Genomic DNA, 17670 nt, shown 5'->3' on the forward strand with positions numbered 1-17670 from the left:
ATCAAAGGAATCCCACCTGCCAAAGCAGGCTGGGGTTCAATAAATTGGCATTGAACATAGTGCACGCTGTTGAGTTCTCAAGAAACGGACGCACCTGAACTCCGGTCAATCAGACCTTCAATCAGGGCAACCTGTCTACCGTACCACCCCTGCGAGCCGGTCGAGACCGAGCGATTCGAACCAGAGAGATCTGGATCGAGATTCACAGAGGAGGAGGTTTCATCTTAGGCTTGAAATCACCGAGTCGCAATGCTGCGCCTTCGAGGTTATTTGGCTAAGATCTTCGCCGTTCGGGGCCCGTTCGCTTCTCGCGTTTTCCGGCCGCCGTGGCGACATGGAATAACTTACGCGGCTCCGGCCGCCGCAGCAAAATCGGGCCTGCATCCCGGGCGTGTCGCCCGGATTTCCGCCGTTCTCGCCCGAAGACGGCGCCGGAGACGAGCAGAGGCCCGCCCATCCTCGCGGATGAACGGGCCTCGCCCTGCTCGAAGGTGCCGGGTGCCTTACTCGACCTCGTCGGGGTGCGCGCTCACGCGCCCCTCGCGCTCGAGCGCGGTGATCGCCTGCATCTCGGCCTCGTCGAGCACGAAGTCGAACACGTCGAAGTTCTCGGCCATGCGCTCGCGCCGGTTCGACTTGGGGAAGACGATGTGGCCGCGCTGCAGGTGCCAGCGGATGACGACCTGCGCCGGCGTCTTGCCGTGCGCCGATGCGGCGCCCGTCACCTCGGGCAGCTCGAGCAGCGGGTACTTGCCCTGGCCGAGCGGACCCCACGCCTCGATCGCGATGCCGTGCTCGCGGGCGAACGCCGCGGTCGCCGGCTGCTGGTGCGCCGGGTGCAGCTCGATCTGGTCGACGGCCGGCACCACGCTCGTCTCGGAGAGCAGCCGCTCGAGGTGCGGCACGAGGAAGTTCGAGACGCCGATGGACCGGGCGCGGCCGGACTCGCGGATGCGCTCGAACGCCTGCCACGTCTCGACGTAGCGGTCGCGCGCGGGCGACGGCCAGTGGATCAGGTAGAGGTCGACCTCGTCGAGGCCGAGTCGCTCGAGGCTCGCCTCGAACGCGTCGAACACCGACTGCGTGCCCTGATCGTCGTTCCAGAGCTTGGTCGTGATGAAGAGCTCGTCGCGCGGGATGCCGGACGCCGCGATGGCCCGCCCGACGCCCGCCTCGTTGTCGTAGATGCGCGCGGTGTCGAGGTGGCGGTAGCCCACCTCGAGCGCATCGCTCACGATGCGCTCCGTCTCGACCGGATCGACCTTGAAGACCCCGAACCCCAGCTGCGGGATCGAACGGCCGTCGTTGAGCTGCACCACGGGAACCTGCGTCATGCCTCCATCCCACCACGCCCCGCCGACACCCGGGAGGGGCGTTCGCTGCTCGCGATCATCGCCAGCGGACGGGCGCGGCGGCCCTCGGAACGCCCCGCCGGCCGCGCCCCGCGTCATACGATGGAGGGCTCATGTCTCGACTCGCCCCGGTGCCGCCCATCACCTACCCGCCCGAGCTCCCCGTCTCGGCGCAGCGGGAGGAGATCGCGCGCGCGCTGCGCGAGCACCAGGTCGTGATCGTCGCGGGAGCCACCGGCTCGGGCAAGACGACGCAGCTGCCGAAGCTCTGCCTCGAGGTCGGCCGAGAGCAGATCGCGCACACGCAGCCCCGCCGCATCGCGGCCCGCACGATCGCCGAGCGCATCGCGGAGGAGACCGGCACCGAGCTCGGGGGCCTCGTCGGCTACCAGGTGCGGTTCACCGACCGGGCGAGCGAGTCGACCCGGGTGAAGGTGATGACCGACGGCATCCTGCTGAACGAGATCCACCGCGACCGGGAGCTCCGCCGCTACGACACGATCATCATCGACGAGGCGCACGAGCGAAGCCTCAACATCGACTTCCTGCTCGGCTACCTGAAGCAGCTGCTCCCCCGCCGCCCAGACCTCAAGCTCATCGTCACGAGCGCGACCATCGACCCGGAGAGCTTCGCGACGCACTTCGCGGACGCCGACGGCACCCCCGCCCCCGTGATCGAGGTGTCCGGGCGCACCTACCCGGTCGAGATCCGGTACCGCCCCCTCGTCGGCGATGCGGCCGGCGACGACGACGAGGGCGCCGCCGCCGACGACCGCGACGTGCAGCAGGGCATCCTCGACGCGCTCGACGAGCTCGACCGCGAGGCACCGGGCGACGTGCTCGTCTTCCTCTCCGGCGAGAGCGAGATCCGCGATGCCGAGCAGGCGGTGCGCGCGCACGCCGAGCGCCGCGGCGGACGGGGCGGGGCGACCGAGGTGCTCCCCCTCTACGGCCGGCTCTCCTCCGCGGAGCAGCACCGCGTCTTCGAGCGCTCGGCGGTCGCCGGGCTGCGACGCCGGGTCGTGCTCGCCACCAACGTCGCCGAGACGAGCCTGACCGTGCCCGGCATCCGCTACGTCGTCGACGCCGGCACGGCGCGGATCAGCCGCTACTCCGCGCGCTCCAAGGTGCAGCGGCTGCCGATCGAGCCGATCTCCCAGGCCTCGGCCAACCAGCGCTCGGGCCGCTCCGGCCGCACGAGCGACGGCATCGCCATCCGCCTCTACGGCGAGGACGACTTCGCGCGCCGCCCCGAGTTCACCGACCCCGAGATCCTGCGCACGAACCTCGCCGCCGTCATCCTGCAGATGGCCGCCCTCGGGCTCGGCCCGATCGAGGACTTCCCCTTCCTCACCCCGCCGGACACCCGCGGCGTCCGCGACGGCCTCGATCTGCTCGCGGAACTCGGCGCGCTCGAGCCCGGCGGCCGCGACGATCCGCGCGGCCCGCGGCTCACCCGGATCGGGCGCCAGCTCTCCCGGCTGCCGATCGAACCGCGCTACGCGCGCATGGTGCTGGAGTCGAAGGCGCACGGCGTCTCCCGCGAGGTGCTCGCGATCGTCGCCGGCCTCACGATCCAGGACCCGCGCGAGCGCCCGCTCGATCGGCGCGAGGAGGCGAACCAGGCGCACGCCCGCTTCGTCGACCCGACGAGCGACTTCCTCACCCTGCTGAACCTCTGGAACCACCTCGAGCAGCAGCAGAGAGAGCTCTCCGGCAGCGCGTTCCGACGCCGCTGCAAGGCCGAGTTCCTGAACTCGCTGCGCGTGCGCGAGTGGCAGAACCTCTACCGCCAGCTCGTCCGGCTCGCGAAGCCGCTCGGCCTCGAGATCGCGGCCGGCCCGGCGGGCGCCACCGCCGCCGAGGCCGGGGCGAACGCCGACGGCATCCACCGCTCGCTCCTCGCGGGGCTGCTCTCCCAGCTCGGCCTGCGCGACGACACCAAGACCTCCTCCGGCCGGGGCGGCGCCGGGCAGGCCCGCGAAGCGGAGCGCAAGGGGCGGCGCCAGCAGGCCGAATTCCTCGGCGCCCGCGGCGCGCGCTTCGCGATCTTCCCCGGCTCCGCGCTCGCGAAGAAGCCGCCCGCCGCCGTGATGAGCGCCGAGCTCGTCGAGACGAGCCGGCTGTTCGCCCGCACCAACGCGGTGATCGACCCGGCGTGGGCCGAGCAGCTCGCCGGCCCGCTCGCGAAGCGGAGCTTCTCCGAACCGCGCTGGGAGCGCAAGCAGGGCGCGGCCGTCGCCGACGAAAAGGTCACGCTCTACGGGCTCGCCATCGTGCCGAAGCGGCGCATGCAGCTCGCCCGCGCCGACGCCGAGCTCGCCCGCGAGCTCTTCATCCGCCACGCCCTCGTGCTCGAGGAGTGGGACTGGAACCGGCTCGACCGGCGCGTGTACCGCTTCGTCCGGGCGAACCGGGAGCTCCGCCGCGAGCTCGGCGAGGTCGAGGAGCGCACCCGCCGCCGCGACCTGCTGCTCGGCGACGAGGCCGCGGTCGCCTTCTACGAGGCGCGCGTGCCCGCCGACGTCGTCGACGTGCGCAGCTTCGAGCGCTGGTGGCGCGGCGAGCACCGCGAACGTCCCGAGCTGCTCACGATGACGCGCGCCGACCTGCTCGGCGAGGAGGAGGCGGATGCCGCGGCCGACGGCTTCCCCGACGGCTGGGTGCAGGGCGATCAGCGGCTGCGGCTCGCCTACCGCTTCGAGCCCGGCGCCCCCGACGACGGAGTCACCGTGCTCGTGCCGCTCGTGCTGCTGCCGCGGCTCGAGCCGAGCGGATTCGACTGGCAGGTGCCCGGCCTCCGCGACGAGCTCATCACCGCGATGCTGCGCACCCTGCCCAAGGTGCTGCGCCGCCAGGTCGTCCCCGCCGCCGAGTGGGCGGCGAAGATCGCCGCCGAGCTTCCGGGCGGCCCGGAGAGCGGGGAGGCGCGCCCGCCGTTCGCCGAGATCGTCGCGCAGACGATCAAGCGCCTCACCTATGCGCCGGTGTCGGCGGAGGACTTCGAGCTCGACCGCATCCCGCCGCACCTCCGGGTCACCTACCGTGCGGTCGACGAACGCGGGCGCGCGCTCGGCGAGTCGAAGGAGCTCGCCGAACTGCAGTCGCGGCTGGCCGAGCGGGCCGGGCGCGCCGTCGCCGCGACGTTCACGGGCGGCGGCCGGAACGCCGCCGATCGAGCGGAGCGCGGCCCGGGTGGCGGCGAGCGCCGCGGCCCCGCCGCCGTCGCGGCCGCCGCGCACGAGGGGCCGAAGCCCGAGCGCGGGATCACCCGCTGGAGCTGGGACGCGCTGCCCGCGCACGTCGACACCCGCCAGGGCGGCAATACGATCCGCGCCTACCCGGCGATCGTCGACGAGGGCGACAGCGTCGCCCTCGTGCTCGTGCCCACGGCCGAGGAGCGCGACCGGGCGTCGCGCCGGGGCATCCGCCGGCTCCTGATGCTGCAGACCCCCTCGCCGTCGGCCTACGTGCAGGAGCACCTCTCCAACGAGGAGAAGCTCTCCCTCGGGCAGAGCGCCTACCAGGGGCCGCGCGCGCTCCTCGAGGACTGCCTCGCGGCGGTCGTCGACGACGAGCTGCGACGGCGGCATCCCGACGGTCTGCTCGCGAGCCGCGCGGAGTTCGACGACGCGCTCGCCGCGATCGGTGCGGTCGTCGTCGAGCGCATGTTCGAGACCGCCGCGCTCGTCGCGAAGATCCTGAAGGCCTCCCGCGAAGCGGATCGCGCGATCTCGAAGGCGTCGAGCCTGCAGCTGATGTCGGCGCTCGCCGACGCCAGGGCGCAGCTCGAGGCGCTCACCCCCGCCGGCTTCATCCAGGCGACCGGGCTCGCGAGGCTCCGGCACCTGCCCCGCTACCTCGAGGCGATCACCGTGCGGGTGCGCCGGATGCAGGAGAACCCCGGCCGGGACCGGCAGCTCATGACCGAGTTCGCGCAGGCCGCCGAGGCCTACGCGAAGGCGGGCGGCACCGTGCCGATCGACCCGGAGGCCGATGCCGCGCTCGTGCGCGTGCGCTGGCTGCTCGAAGAACTCCGCGTCGGCCTGTTCGCGCAGGAACTGCGCACGGCCGAGACCGTGTCGGTGCAGCGGATCCGGAAGGCGCTCGCCGGCTGAGCCGGGCGAGCGCCCTCCGTCGCGGTACGCCGTTCGGGCGTCGCGCGGACCGCGGCTAGAGGACCTTCGAGAGGAAGGCCTTGGTGCGCTGGTGCTGCGGGTTCGCGAGGACCTCGCGCGGGACGCCGGTCTCGACGACCACGCCGCCGTCCATGAAGACGAGGGTGTCGGCGACCTCGCGCGCGAAGCCCATCTCGTGCGTCACGACGACCATGGTCATGCCGGTCTTCGCGAGCTCCTTCATGACGTCGAGCACCTCGCCGACGAGCTCGGGGTCGAGGGCGGAGGTCGGCTCGTCGAAGAGCATCAGCTTCGGGTCCATCGCGAGCGCGCGGGCGATCGCGACGCGCTGCTGCTGCCCGCCGGAGAGGTGCGCCGGGTAGTAGTCGGCGCGCTCGGCGAGGCCGACCCGGGCGAGGAGCTCCAGCGCCCGGGCCTTCGCCTTGGCCTTCGGGAGCCCCTTCACCTGCGTCGGCGCCTCCATGACGTTCTCGAGGGCCGTCATGTGCGGGAACAGGTTGAAGCGCTGGAACACCATGCCGATGTCGCGGCGCTGCTTCGAGATCTCCTTCGGGTGCATCTCGTGCAGCCGCCCGCCCGCCTCGCGGTAGCCGACCAGCTGCCCGTCGACCGCGAGCCGCCCGGAGCTCACCTGCTCCAGGTGGTTGATGCAGCGCAGGAAGGTCGACTTGCCCGAACCGGACGGCCCGACGAGGCAGAGCACCTCGCCGCGCTTCACCTCGAGCGAGATGTCCTTCAGGACCTCGTTCGAGCCGAAGCTCTTCGACACGTGCTCGGCCCGCACCATCGGCACCGAGGCGGCCCCTCCGGCGGGGGCGCCCGCGGGCGCCGTCGTCTGCTCGCTCATCGTGCGTCTCCTCCGTGCTTGGCGGCGATGGCGGCGTCGGCGGCCGCGCTCTCGTCGAGCTCGACGGCCGACATGGACGCCGTCACCGGACCGGGGCCGGCATCGGGCCGCGCGCCCACGCCGCGGGCGAAGCGCTTCTCGAGGAAGAACTGGCCGACCATCAGCACCGAGGTGATGGCGAGGTACCAGATCGAGGCGACGATGAGCAGCGGGATCGGGTTGAAGATCTCGACCGAGATGTCCCGGGTTCGGGTGTACAGCTCGAGCGTGAACGGCACGGCCGTGGCGAGCGACGTCGTCTTCAGCATCGAGATGACCTCGTTGCCGGTCGGCGGGATGATGACGCGCATCGCCTGCGGCAGCACGACGCGGCGCATCGTCTTGCCCCAGCCCATGCCGAGCGCCGTCGCGGCCTCGTGCTGCCCCGGGTCCACCGAGAGGAGCCCCGCGCGCACGATCTCGGCCATGTAGGCCGACTCGTTCAGGCCGAGGCCGATGACCGTCAGCCAGAAGGCGTTGAAGAGCAGCTTGGTCGGGAACGACACCCACGGCTCCATGAACGGCACGCCCAGGTCGATCGAGGAGTAGATCGTCGCGAGCAGACCCCAGAAGACGAGCTGCACGTACACCGGCGTGCCGCGGAAGATCCACAGGTACACCCACGCGACCGACTTCAGCACGGGGTTCGGCGACTGCCGCATCACCGCGAGGATGATGCCGAGCACCACGCCGATGATCATCGAGAGGACGGTGAGCAGCAGGGTGAAGCCCGCGGCCTGGGTGACGCGCTTGTCGAAGACGTACTTGCCGACGGAGGCCCAGTCGAAGGCCTCGCGCTGCGCGGCGTCGATCACGAAGACCGCGACCGCGGCGAGCAGCAGCACCGCGACGACGATGCGCCAGGGATGCCGGAGCTTCACGACCTTCTCGGGGCCGCTGGACGGGGCGGGCGCCCCGCCCGCCGGCGCGGGCGAGGACGCCCGGCCGGCTGACGAGTCGCTCATGCCTACTTGCCCGCGTTGATGTCGATCGTGTCGACGGCGCCGGCCTCGACGCCCCACTCGGCGAGGATGTCGCCGTAGGTGCCGTCGTCGATCAGCGACTGCATCGCGGCCTGCACGGCCTTCGCGAGCTCCGAGCCCTTCTTCACCGGGAAGCCGTAGGGCGCCGAGTCGAAGACCTCGCCGGCCTGCTCGAGCTTGCCGTCGGTCTGGGCGATCGCGTAGCCGGTCACGGGCGAGTCCGCGCTCATCGCGTCGGCCTGGCCGAGGACGACGGCGTTGGCCGCGGCCTCCTGGGTGTCGAACGGCGTGATCTCGATCGCGGGCTTGCCGGCGTCGACGCAGGCCTGGCTCTTGGCCGGGAGCTCGTCGGTGTGCTCGTACGTCGTGGCCTGCACGGCGACCTTCAGGCCGCAGGCGTTGTCGGGGTCGACGGTCTTGCCCTTGGGGGCGGCCCAGAGGATGCCCGCACTGTAGTAGTCGACGAAGTCGACCTGCTTCTGGCGCTCGGCGTTGTCGGTGAAGGAGGACATGCCGAGGTCCATGGTGCCGCCGGTGATCGACGGGATGATCTTGTCGAAGCTCGCGATCTCGTACGTGATCTTGAGGCCGAGCTTGGCGCCGAGCGCGTCGACGAGGTCGACGTCCCAGCCGATGGGGTTGCCGTCGGCGTCCTTGTACTCGTTGGGCGGGTAGGCGGCGTCGGTGCCGACGACGAGCTCGCCTGCGCTCTTGATCTCCTCGGGGAGGAGCGCGACCGCGGCCTCGTCGACCGCGATGGATGCGCCGGTGTCGTCGCTGGGGGCGGCGCTGGGCGGGGTGCTGTTGTCGACGCAGCCGGTGAACAGCAGCGCGGCGGCCGAGGCGATGGCGGCCGGGAGGAGCAGACGTCGGGTGTGCATGATGGGACCTCTGTCGTCACGAAGTGATTGGGGACACGTACGACGACGTAGCGTAATCTCCAAGGCTCCGTCGCCGTGGCCCGAGCATAGCCCGCCCGGGCGCGCCGACCCGAACTCACGACCGAATACGCCGTGATCCGGCGCTCGAACGCAGGATTCTGGCGCTCGCCTCGAAATGCACGCAGCGATTCACCCATCTCGCGGCGGCTTCCCCCGGCGGCCGCGCTCGATAGAGTGGTCCAACTGTGGGGAGCTACTCGGAACTGCTGAAGACCAGGGGCGTCGCCCGCATCATCGCGGCGCAGCTGACGGCCCGATTCCCCTCCGGCATGCTCTCGCTCGCCTTCCTCCTGCACGTCGAGCAGCAGACCGGCTCGTACGGCTCCGCGGGCCTCGTGCTCGCCGCGACCTCGGTCGGTCAGGCCGTCGCCGGCCCGCTCACGAGCCGCATGATGGGGCGCTTCGGCATGCGCCCCGTGCTCGTCACCACGCTCACCATCTGCGTCGCCGCGATCGTCGCCATCGGCGTCATCCCGCCGGTCATGCCCCTCTACCTCGGCATCGGCCTGCTCGCCGGCCTCGCCACGCCGCCCGTCCAGCCCGCGGTGCGCACCATCTACCCGAAGATGGTGAACTCCCGCCAGCTGACCCCGCTGTTCTCCCTGGACGCCTCGGCGCAGGAGATCATCTGGGTCGTCGGCCCGGTCGTGACGACCTTCGTCTCCACGCAGATCGGCACCATCTGGGGCATCCTGCTCGCCGCCGCGCTCATGGTCGTCGGCGGCGCCTGGTTCATCTCCTCCCCCGAGCTCGGCCGGGTGCGCATCCCGCGCTCGAAGCGCCGCTTCGGCGTCGTGCTCGCCCGTCCGGCCGTGCTGCTCGCGACCGTGGTGGGCTTCCTCCTCGTGGGGGCGTGCGCCGCCATCGAGGCGGGCGTCGTCGCCGTCTTCGGCCACGGCGGCCCCGAGGCGGGCCTCGTGCTCGCCATCTTCTCGATCGGCAGCCTCGCGGGCGGGCTCTTCCTCGGCCACGCCCCGATCAGCCCGTGGTCGACCGCCCGACGCATGTTCATCGTCTTCGCCGGCACCGCGCTCGCCGCCGCGGCGATGGACTTCTGGTGGCTCGCCGGCACCCTCTTCGTCGCGGGCATCGGCATCGCCCCCGCGCTCGCCGTGCTGTTCGCGATCGTCTCGGCGAGCGTGAAGTTCTCCGACACCGCGGAGGCCTACGGCTGGGTCGGCACCGGCCAGCTCATCGGCGCCGCCCTCGGCTCGGCGCTCGCCGGCTTCCTCATCGACGGCAACGGTGCGCAGGGCGCGTTCTGGGCCGCCTCGGCGCTCGCCCTGCTCGGCACGCTCGTGCCGGCCCTCGCCAAACGCTGGCACCCCGACCTCCGCGGCCGCGACGCGAGCCCGATGCCCGACACCGAGCCGGTGCCGATCACCCCCAGCTGACGAGGAGGACCGCATGTCCGACCACCGCTCGCCCCTGCTGCCGCTGGCCGACGGCGCCGAGATCCCGCAGCTCGGTTTCGGCCTCTACAAGGTGCCCGCCGAGGACGCCACCCGGCTCGCCCGCGCCGCGATCGACGCCGGCTACCGCCACCTCGACACCGCGGCCTTCTACGCGAACGAGGCGGAGGTCGGCCGCGCCGTGCGCGAGGCGCCCGTGCCCCGCGAGGAGCTCTTCGTCACGAGCAAGGTCTGGAAGGACGACAACGGCTACGACGAGACGCTCCGCGCCTTCGACGCCTCGATGGGCCGCTTCGGGCTCGACCGCATCGAGCTGTATCTCATCCACTGGCCGGTGCCCTCGACCGACCGCTACGTCGATAGCTGGCGCGCCCTCGTGCGGCTCCGCGACGAGGGGCGGGTGCGCTCCATCGGCGTCGCGAACTTCCACGCGCACCACATCGAGCGGCTCATCGACGAGACCGGCGTGGCCCCGGTCGTGAACCAGGTCGAGCTGCACCCCTGGCTGCCGCAGACGGAGCTCCGCGCGTACGACGGCGCGCACGGCATCCTGACCGAGGCGTGGTCGCCGCTCGCGCGCGGCCGCGTGCTCGACGATCCCGTGCTCGCCGGCATCGCCGCGAAGCACGGCCGCACGCCGGCGCAGATCGTGCTGCGCTGGCACGTGCAGCTCGGCAACGTCGTGATCCCGAAGGCGTCCTCGCCCGAGCGGATCCGGGAGAACCTCGACGTCTTCGACTTCGCGCTCGACGCGCAGGATCTCGCCGAGATCGCGGGCCTCGAGTCGGGCGAGCGGACGGGTCGCGACCCCGACGGCGACTGAACGCGGAACCAACGCCGACGCCGACGCCGACGAACGAGCGGCGGCCGCGGTTGTGGCCGCCGAGGGACTCCCAGGAGACGGCAACCCGATCGTGACCGGACTCCCAGCGCCCGGTCAGCCACGGCCCTCGGCGTCCGCCCTAGCGTGTCCGCCATGACCACGACGACGCGACTCCCACGGCCCCTCGCGGCCCTCGCCGCGGCGGCGTTCGCCGCCCTGCTGCTCGCCGGCTGCACCGGCCAGGGCGGGGGCTCCTCGTCCCCCGACATGCCGGCCGCCCCCGGTGCTCCGCTCGCCGACGAGCCGGCGGGCGCGGACACGGCCCAGGACGCCGACGGCACGAGCGAGCGCAGCGTGGTGACCACCGGCTGGCTGCAACTCACGGTCGAGGACCCCCTCGCCGCGGCGGCGGATGCCTCGGCCCTCGTCGAGCGCGCGGGCGGCCGGGTCGATCACCGCTCCGAGACCCCGGGCACCGAGACGCAGGAGGCGCGCGCCTCGCTCGTGCTCCGGATCCCGGCCGACGAGCTCGACGGCACCGTCGCCGCGCTCCGCGAACTCGGGCACGTCGACCAGGTGTCGCTCGACGCCTCGGACGTCACGGTCGAGCGGCAGGACCTCGAGGCCAGGATCGACGCCCTCACCGCCTCGGTCGCGCGCCTGCAGCAGCTCCTCGCGAGCGCCGCGACGACCGCCGACCTCATCGAGATCGAGTCCGAGCTCACCACCAGGCAGGCGGAGCTCGACGGCCTCACCGCGCAGCGCGAGCTCCTCGTCGACCAGATCGACTACGCCACCGTGAGCCTCGAGCTCGTCACCGAGGGCGTCGCGCCGAGCGCCGGCCCCGGGGACTTCTGGTCAGGGCTCGCCGTCGGCTGGGACTCGCTCGTCGCCTTCACGGGGACGGCCCTCGTCGCCCTCGGCGTCGCCCTGCCGTGGCTCGGCGTCCTCGTCGTGCTCGGCGGCCTCGTCGTCGGGATCGTGCTGCTCGCGACGCGCCGCCGGCCCGACCCGGAGGCGTAGGCTTCGGGTGTGGGCCCTGAGACGCTGCTCGACGACATCCTGCTCGACCGTATCCGCGAGCGCGCGGCCGGCTACGACCGCGACAACGCCTTCTTCACGGAAGACCTCGAGGAGCTGCGCGAGCTCGGCTACCTGCGCGCCCTCGTGCCCGCCGAGTTCGGCGGGCTCGGCTGGAGCCTCGAAGACACGGTGCGGGGCCAGATGCGCCTCGGCGGCGCCGCCCCGGCGACGGCGCTCGCGGTCAACATGCACCTGGTGTGGACGGGCGTCGCGAGGGTGCTGCACGAGCGGGGCGACGACACGCTCGACTTCCTGCTCCGCGAGGCGGGCGAGGGCGAGCTGTTCGGCTTCGGCATCAGCGAGGCCGGCAACGACCTGATGCTCTTCGGCTCGCGCTCGGAGGCCGACCCGCAGCCCGACGGCGGGTACCGCTTCACCGGGCGCAAGATCTTCACCTCGCTGTCGCCCGCCTGGACGCGCCTCGGCACCATGGGGCTCGACTCGACGTCCGCCGACGCGCCCAAGCTCGTCTACGCGTTCATCGACCGTGAGGACCCGGACGTCAAGATCCTCGACGACTGGAACACGCTCGGCATGCGGGCCAGCCAGAGTCGCACCACGGTGCTCGACGGCGCGTACGCGGCCGCCGACCGGATCGTGCGCCGCCTCGATCCCGGCCCGAACGCCGACCCCCTCGTCTTCGGCATCTTCGCGAACTTCGAGCTCCTGCTCTCGGCGGTCTACACGGGCATCGGCGGCCGGGCGATCGAGCTCGCGGTGGCCGCCGCGCGCCGCCGCACCTCGATGAAGCACGGCGGCCGGCCGCTCTCGAGCGATCCCGACATCCGCTGGCGCATCGCCGACGCCGCGATCGCGCACGACGCCATCGAACCGCAGCTGCGCTCGCTCGCCCGCGACGTCGACGAACTCGTCGACCACGGCGCGCAGTGGTACCCGAAGCTCTCCGGGGCGAAGGTGCGCGCCACCGAGACGGCCAAGCAGGTCGTCGACCAGGCGGTGCGGGTGGCCGGCGGCTCGAGCTACTTCGCGGGCAACGAGCTCGGCCGCTTGTACCGCGACGTGCTCGCCGGCCTCTTCCACCCCTCCGACGACGAGTCCGCGCACGGCACCGTCGCGAACGCGCTGCTCGGCCCGGCCGAGCACTGAGCGGGCCGTCGGCGCGGCCCGGCCCGGCCGCGGCGCCGGTGCGCGCCTGGCTAGACTGGAGGAGGCGGCATCCGCCCGCACCCGCACTCTGGAGGTCGTTGTGAACGTCGTCGCTTTCCTCATCGCCATGGGCCTGTTCGTGTTCGGCATGTGGCTCATGGGCACCGCGCCGCACCTCGCGGGCGTCGAGGCGATCGTCTTCTTCGCGGGCATCATCTGCGTCTCGCTCGCGATGGCGATCCCGATGAACCTGCTCGGCCGTCGCGACGGCGTCTGATCCGCCGATGACGCTGCCCGGCACGCCGACCCGCGTCGACTACCCGTCCGGGGCGCTCACGAGCACCGCGACGGTGCTGCACGTCGCCCCCGCCGCCGACGGCCTCGTCGCCGTCGTGACCGACACCACGAGCTTCCACCCGGTCGACGCCGCCTGGCCCGACCAGCCCGCCGACCGGGGCGTGCTCCGCGCGGGCGGCCGGGAGCTGCCGATCGTCGACGCCGTCGTGGCGGCGACGGACGGCGCCGAGCTGCACCTCGGCGACGCCGTTCCGGTGCGCAAGGGCACCGAGGGCTGGACGTTCCTCGTCGCGCACCTCGTCGACGCCGCCGGCGCGCCGGCCGAGGGCGAGGAGGTCGAGATCGTCGCCGACCCCGAGCTGCGCGCCGCCCTCAGCGTCGGCCACACCGCCTGCCACCTCGCCTCGCTCGCGCTGAACCGGGCGCTCGCCGGGCGCTGGTCGAAGGAGCCCCGCCGGGACGCGCTCGGCGCCCCCGACTTCGACGGCACGGCCATCCAGAGCTCGCGCATCGAGGCCGACGGCTCCGTCGACCGCTACCGGCTGAACAAGTCGCTGCGCCGCGCCGGCTTCGACACGGCCTCGCTCGACGAGGCCTCCCTCCCCGCGCTCGCCGCGGAGATCGAGGCGACGCTCACCGCGTGGGTCGCGGCGGATGCCGCGGTGCGCATCGAGGCCGAGGGCCCGACGCTCACCGACCGGCGCAGCTGGGTCTGCGAACTTCCGGATGCCACGGCGCGGATCCCCTGCGGCGGCACGCACGTCGCCTCGACCGGCGCGCTCGGCGGCCTCGACGTGCAGCTCTCACTTCGCGACGACGCTGGCACGCCCGTGCTCGTCATGACCACCCGCGCGACGCCGCGGGGCTGACCCCGCGAACGATCCCCGCGAGCGGCCCGGAGCGACTCGCCCGCGGCTGCCGGAGCACCCCTCCGGCGGGAGTACCATTGCCGACGTGGGAATTCGCATCGAGAAGGTCGACCTGCCGGGCATCGGCGTCCGGCACGATCTCGTGACCGAGCACGGTCGCCGCATCAGCGTCGTCTCGCACCGCGACGGCGAACGCGACCTCGGGGTCTTCGACGAGGACGACCCCGACGCCTGCCGCAACTCCGTGCCGCTGAACGACGAGGAGGCGGCGGCGCTCGCCGACGTCCTCGGCGCCTCGGTCATGCTCTCCCGGTTGACGAGCCTCTCCGACGAGACGGCCGGCCTCTACACCGAGCAGATCGCCCTGCCCACGGACTCGCCGTTCCTGAACCGCACCCTGGGCGACACCAAGGCCCGCACCCGCACGCACGCCTCCATCGTGGCGATCGTGCGCGACGGCCAGGTCATCCCCTCGCCCACCCCGGCCGAATCGCTGCGGGCCGGCGACGTGATCGTCGCCGTCGGCACCCGCGAGGGCCTCGACGGCGTCTCGCGGCTGCTCGCCAACGGACCAGACTGAGTCCGCGCCCCGTATGCACGAGACCACGCTGCTCCTGATCGAAGTCGGCGCGCTGCTTCTCGGCATGAGTCTGCTCGGGCGCCTCGCCCTGCGCATCGGCCTCTCGCCGATCCCGTTCTACCTGCTGCTCGGCCTCGCCTTCGGCCAGGGCGGCATCGTGCCGTTCGACGCCAGCATCGAGTTCCTGCAGACCGGCTCCGAGATCGGCGTCATCCTGCTGCTCGCGCTGCTCGGCCTCGAGTACACCGCGGGCGAGCTCTTCGAGAGCCTGAAGTCCGCGCGCGCGGCGGGCATCGTCGACGGCCTGCTGAACGCGCTGCCCGGCGCCGCGCTCGCCCTGCTGCTCGGCTGGGGGCCGATCGCCGCGGTCGCCCTCGCCGGAGTGACCTGGGTGTCCTCCTCCGGCGTGATCGCGAAGCTGCTGCGCGACCTCGGCCGCCTCTCGAACCGCGAGACGCCGGCACTGCTCGGCGTGCTCGTCCTCGAGGACCTGGCGATGGCGTTCTACCTGCCGGTGCTCTCGGCGATCGTCATCGGGGTGAGCCTCTGGCAGGGCGCCATCGCCGTCGCGATCGCGGTGACGGTCGTCGTCGTCATCCTCTACATCGCGCTGCGGCACGGCGCCATCGTCTCCAAGCTGTTCCCGGCCGACCACGCCGAACCGCTGCTGCTCGGGGTGCTCGGGCTGACCATGCTCGTCGCGGGCGTCGCGCAGGAGGTCTCGGTGTCGGCCGCGGTCGGCGCGTTCCTCGTCGGCATCGCCCTCTCGGGCCGGGTCGCGGCGGCCGCGAGCCAGGTGCTCACGCCGCTGCGCGATCTGTTCGCGGCGACCTTCTTCGTGTTCTTCGGGCTCACCACCGACTCGTCGAACCTGTTGTCGATGCTCGTGCCCGCGCTCGTGCTCGTCGTCGTCACCTCCGCGACGAAGGTCGCCACCGGGGCGTTCGCCGCCCGGCGGGCGGGCGTCGCCGCGCTCGGCCAGTGGCGGGCGGGCTTCAGCCTCATCCCGCGCGGGGAGTTCTCGATCGTGATCGCGGGGCTCGCGGTGACCGCCGGGGTGACCCCGGCGCTCGCCTCGCTCGCGACGGACTACGTGCTGCTCACGATCATCCTGGGCACCTTCCTCGCTCGGATGCCCGACGCCATGTGGTTCCGCCAGGCGGTGCGCCGGCGCCGGCTCGCCAAGGAGCCGGCGCCGAGCTGAGCCGCGGTGCGCGGCGCAGCTCGACTCTGCTCAGCCCTCGGCGGCGTGCTCAACCCTCGGCGGCGGCGTCGGCGCGATCGGCGCGGGCGAGCCGCTCGGCGTCGGTCTCGCTCGGCTGCTCCGCGGCCGCGAGCAGTTCGCGGACCCGGGGCACGACCTCGCTGCCATAGCGCTCGATGCTGCCCAGCATCGCCTCGTGCGGCAGCGTGCCGTTCGAGTACTTCAGGTCGAAGCGGACGGCGCCGACGTTGCGCAGCGCCGCGGCGATCTTCTGCGCGACGGTCTCCGGCGAGCCGGCGAAGAGCGCGCCGTGCGCGGAGGCCTCCGCCTCGAAGTGCTCCCGGGTGACCGCGCCCCAGCCGCGCTCGCGGCCGATCCGGTCGATGATCACCTGGTAGTGCGGCCAGAGGAGGTCGAGCGCCTCCTCGTCGCTGTCGGCGATGAAGCCGGGCGAGTGGATGGCGACGGGCTGCTCGGGCTTGCCGAACTGGGCGAGCGCCTTGCGGTAGAGGTCGGCGAGCGGGGCGAAGCGCGCGGGGCTGCGGCCGATGATCGCGAGCACGAGGGGCAGGCCGTAGTGCGCGGCGCGCACGACGGACTCGGGGCTGCCGCCGACGCCGATCCACGTCTTCAGCCGGCCGTGCTCGACGGGCGGGAAGACGCGCTGTTCGGTGAGCGGGGCGCGCAGCGCGCCGGACCAGGTGACGGGCTCCTGCTCGAGGAGCGCGGAGAACAGCTCGAGCTTCTCCTCGAAGAGCTCCTGGTACTGCGCCAGGTCGTAGCCGAAGAGCGGGAAGGACTCGATGAACGAGCCCCGGCCGAGGATGACCTCGGCGCGTCCGCCGGAGAGCCCGTCGAGCGTCGCGAAGCGCTGGAAGACGCGCACCGGGTCGTCGCTCGAGAGCACGGTGACGGCGGAGCCGAGGTGGATGCGCTCGGTGCGGCCGGCGATCGTGCCGAGCACGACCTCGGGCGCGGACACCGCGAACTCGTGCCGGTGATGCTCGCCGATGCCGAAGAAGTCGAGCCCGAGCCGATCGGCGAGCACGGCCTCCTCGACGATGTTGCGCAGCACCTGCGCGTGACTGAGCGTCGCACCGTCGGGGCCGACCGTGACGTCGCCGAAGGTGTCGAGGCCGAATTCATACGTCTGCATGCTCTGCGGAACCTCCCCCTCGCCGAGACTATTCCCGATCCCGCCGGAGCGGAATGGCCGGGGCCCCGGGAACCGCCCGGAGCCGCCCCGCGATCCGCGCCGGGAATGCGCCGCCGACCGGGGGCGTTGCACCGCATGGACGAACGGGCACGACGCGCCCGCCGCATCGAACAGGAGTGGAACGCACGTGGAGCAGCGACCGAGCATCGGCATCTTCGGCGCCGGAAAGGTCGGCACGGCACTCGCGCGCCTCCTCGTCGAGGCCGGCTACGAGGTGCGCATCGCCGGCTCGCCCCGCCAGACCGCGCTCGAACTCCTCGTCGGCGTCGTCGCGCCCGGCGCCGTCGTCGCCTCCCCCGAAGAGCTCGTCGCGGCATCCGACGTCGTCATCGTCGCCGTGCCGTTCGGCAAGGCCGGCACGGTGCCGTGGTCGAGCTTCGACGGCCGCATCGTCGTCGACGCCATGAACTACTGGCCGCCGATCGACGGGCAGCTGCCCGAGGTCGACGCCGACCCCCGCTCGACGAGCGAGCAGCACGAGTCGCGCAATCCGGCGATGCGGCTCGTCAAGTCGCTGAACCACCTTGGCTACCACGACATGGAGGACGACGCGCTGCCCGCGGGCGACCCGCTGCGCCGCGCCCTCGCGGTCGTCGGCGACGACCCCGACGCGCGCGCCGTGCTCGCCGGGATCATCGACGCGATCGGCTTCGACGCCGTCGACGGCGGCCCGCTCGCGAACGGGCGCGTGCTCGAGCCCGGCCACCCCGCCTTCGGGCGGGAGCTGTCCGCCGCCGAGCTCGCCGGCATGTTCGCGGCCGCCCACGCCGCAGCCTGA

At 72.6% G+C, this 17670-nt stretch carries 15 protein-coding genes; 10 read left to right on the plus strand and 5 right to left on the minus strand.

From position 1 onward, the window contains the following. Positions 1–503: 503 nt before the first annotated feature. Positions 504–1334 (minus strand): aldo/keto reductase, encoded by an 831-nt coding sequence (locus ACFWE1_RS12615; protein WP_376933782.1) that lies wholly within the window; start codon positions 1332–1334, stop codon positions 504–506. 131 nt (positions 1335–1465) lie between these two features. On the opposite strand from ACFWE1_RS12615, the gene hrpA reads away from it, so the two are divergent. After that, on the plus strand, positions 1466–5470 hold the full coding sequence (gene hrpA / locus ACFWE1_RS12620; RefSeq protein ID WP_376933783.1) for an ATP-dependent RNA helicase HrpA: 4005 nt from the start codon (positions 1466–1468) through the stop codon (positions 5468–5470). A gap of 55 nt (positions 5471–5525) precedes the next feature. On the opposite strand, the gene ACFWE1_RS12625 is transcribed toward hrpA, so the two are convergent. Genes ACFWE1_RS12625 through ACFWE1_RS12635 form a run of 3 tightly spaced genes read right to left on the minus strand, consistent with a single transcriptional unit; the run spans position 5526 to position 8241 of the window. Continuing rightward, positions 5526–6278 (minus strand): amino acid ABC transporter ATP-binding protein, encoded by a 753-nt coding sequence (locus ACFWE1_RS12625; protein WP_376933976.1) that lies wholly within the window; start codon positions 6276–6278, stop codon positions 5526–5528. Between the two features lie 56 nt (positions 6279–6334). Continuing rightward, positions 6335–7342: an amino acid ABC transporter permease gene (locus ACFWE1_RS12630; protein ID WP_376933784.1), complete on the minus strand. Its 1008-nt coding sequence runs from the start codon at positions 7340–7342 to the stop codon at positions 6335–6337. A gap of 2 nt (positions 7343–7344) precedes the next feature. After that, positions 7345–8241, minus strand: coding sequence for an ABC transporter substrate-binding protein (locus tag ACFWE1_RS12635; protein WP_376933785.1), 897 nt, complete (start codon positions 8239–8241; stop codon positions 7345–7347). Between the two features lie 245 nt (positions 8242–8486). Here ACFWE1_RS12635 and ACFWE1_RS12640 point away from each other — a divergent pair, with 245 nt between their 5' ends. The 8 genes from ACFWE1_RS12640 (at position 8487) to ACFWE1_RS12675 (ending at position 15676) form a co-directional block, all read left to right on the plus strand. Continuing rightward, the gene (locus ACFWE1_RS12640; RefSeq protein WP_376933786.1) at positions 8487–9695 is read left to right on the plus strand and encodes an MFS transporter; all 1209 of its coding nucleotides are present in this window, start codon (positions 8487–8489) and stop codon (positions 9693–9695) included. A 13-nt stretch (positions 9696–9708) separates the two neighbouring features. Further along, complete coding sequence (locus ACFWE1_RS12645) at positions 9709–10536, plus strand: aldo/keto reductase (protein ID WP_376933787.1); 828 nt, start codon at positions 9709–9711, stop codon at positions 10534–10536. A gap of 153 nt (positions 10537–10689) precedes the next feature. Next, positions 10690–11559 carry a DUF4349 domain-containing protein gene (locus ACFWE1_RS12650; protein ID WP_376933788.1) on the plus strand — a complete coding sequence of 290 codons (870 nt, stop codon included), beginning with the start codon at positions 10690–10692 and terminating at the stop codon, positions 11557–11559. A 9-nt stretch (positions 11560–11568) separates the two neighbouring features. Continuing rightward, positions 11569–12726, plus strand: a complete 1158-nt coding sequence (locus ACFWE1_RS12655; RefSeq protein WP_376933789.1) for an acyl-CoA dehydrogenase family protein — start codon at positions 11569–11571, stop codon at positions 12724–12726. Positions 12727–12826: 100 nt separating this feature from the next. Beyond that, on the plus strand, positions 12827–13003 hold the full coding sequence (locus ACFWE1_RS12660) for a hypothetical protein (protein ID WP_189085919.1): 177 nt from the start codon (positions 12827–12829) through the stop codon (positions 13001–13003). Between the two features lie 7 nt (positions 13004–13010). Beyond that, positions 13011–13892 carry a metal-dependent hydrolase gene (locus tag ACFWE1_RS12665; RefSeq protein WP_376933790.1) on the plus strand — a complete coding sequence of 294 codons (882 nt, stop codon included), beginning with the start codon at positions 13011–13013 and terminating at the stop codon, positions 13890–13892. A gap of 85 nt (positions 13893–13977) precedes the next feature. Beyond that, positions 13978–14472 (plus strand): cation:proton antiporter regulatory subunit, encoded by a 495-nt coding sequence (locus ACFWE1_RS12670; protein ID WP_189085917.1) that lies wholly within the window; start codon positions 13978–13980, stop codon positions 14470–14472. Between the two features lie 13 nt (positions 14473–14485). After that, positions 14486–15676 carry a cation:proton antiporter gene (locus tag ACFWE1_RS12675; RefSeq protein ID WP_376933791.1) on the plus strand — a complete coding sequence of 397 codons (1191 nt, stop codon included), beginning with the start codon at positions 14486–14488 and terminating at the stop codon, positions 15674–15676. A 49-nt stretch (positions 15677–15725) separates the two neighbouring features. On the opposite strand, the gene ACFWE1_RS12680 is transcribed toward ACFWE1_RS12675, so the two are convergent. Then, the gene (locus tag ACFWE1_RS12680) at positions 15726–16832 is read right to left on the minus strand and encodes an LLM class flavin-dependent oxidoreductase (protein WP_376933792.1); all 1107 of its coding nucleotides are present in this window, start codon (positions 16830–16832) and stop codon (positions 15726–15728) included. 187 nt (positions 16833–17019) lie between these two features. On the opposite strand from ACFWE1_RS12680, the gene ACFWE1_RS12685 reads away from it, so the two are divergent. Beyond that, a complete protein-coding gene (locus ACFWE1_RS12685) occupies positions 17020–17670 on the plus strand; it encodes an NADPH-dependent F420 reductase (RefSeq protein ID WP_376933793.1) in 651 nt (216 codons plus the stop codon).

Origin of the sequence: Agromyces sp. NPDC060279, from assembly GCF_042726785.1 — a bacterium.
Taxonomy (GTDB): Bacteria; Actinomycetota; Actinomycetes; order Actinomycetales; family Microbacteriaceae; genus Agromyces.

Bases quoted from the DNA above. Each gene is read 5' to 3' on its own strand.
- ACFWE1_RS12615 (WP_376933782.1), bottom strand. From the start codon at position 1,334: ATGACGCAGGTTCCCGTGGTGCAGCTCAACGACGGCCGTTCGATCCCG.
- hrpA (WP_376933783.1), top strand. From the start codon at position 1,466: ATGTCTCGACTCGCCCCGGTGCCGCCCATCACCTACCCGCCCGAGCTC.
- ACFWE1_RS12625 (WP_376933976.1), bottom strand. From the start codon at position 6,278: ATGGTGCGGGCCGAGCACGTGTCGAAGAGCTTCGGCTCGAACGAGGTC.
- ACFWE1_RS12630 (WP_376933784.1), bottom strand. From the start codon at position 7,342: ATGAGCGACTCGTCAGCCGGCCGGGCGTCCTCGCCCGCGCCGGCGGGC.
- ACFWE1_RS12635 (WP_376933785.1), bottom strand. From the start codon at position 8,241: ATGCACACCCGACGTCTGCTCCTCCCGGCCGCCATCGCCTCGGCCGCC.
- ACFWE1_RS12645 (WP_376933787.1), top strand. From the start codon at position 9,709: ATGTCCGACCACCGCTCGCCCCTGCTGCCGCTGGCCGACGGCGCCGAG.
- ACFWE1_RS12650 (WP_376933788.1), top strand. From the start codon at position 10,690: ATGACCACGACGACGCGACTCCCACGGCCCCTCGCGGCCCTCGCCGCG.
- ACFWE1_RS12665 (WP_376933790.1), top strand. From the start codon at position 13,011: ATGACGCTGCCCGGCACGCCGACCCGCGTCGACTACCCGTCCGGGGCG.
- ACFWE1_RS12675 (WP_376933791.1), top strand. From the start codon at position 14,486: ATGCACGAGACCACGCTGCTCCTGATCGAAGTCGGCGCGCTGCTTCTC.
- ACFWE1_RS12680 (WP_376933792.1), bottom strand. From the start codon at position 16,832: ATGCAGACGTATGAATTCGGCCTCGACACCTTCGGCGACGTCACGGTC.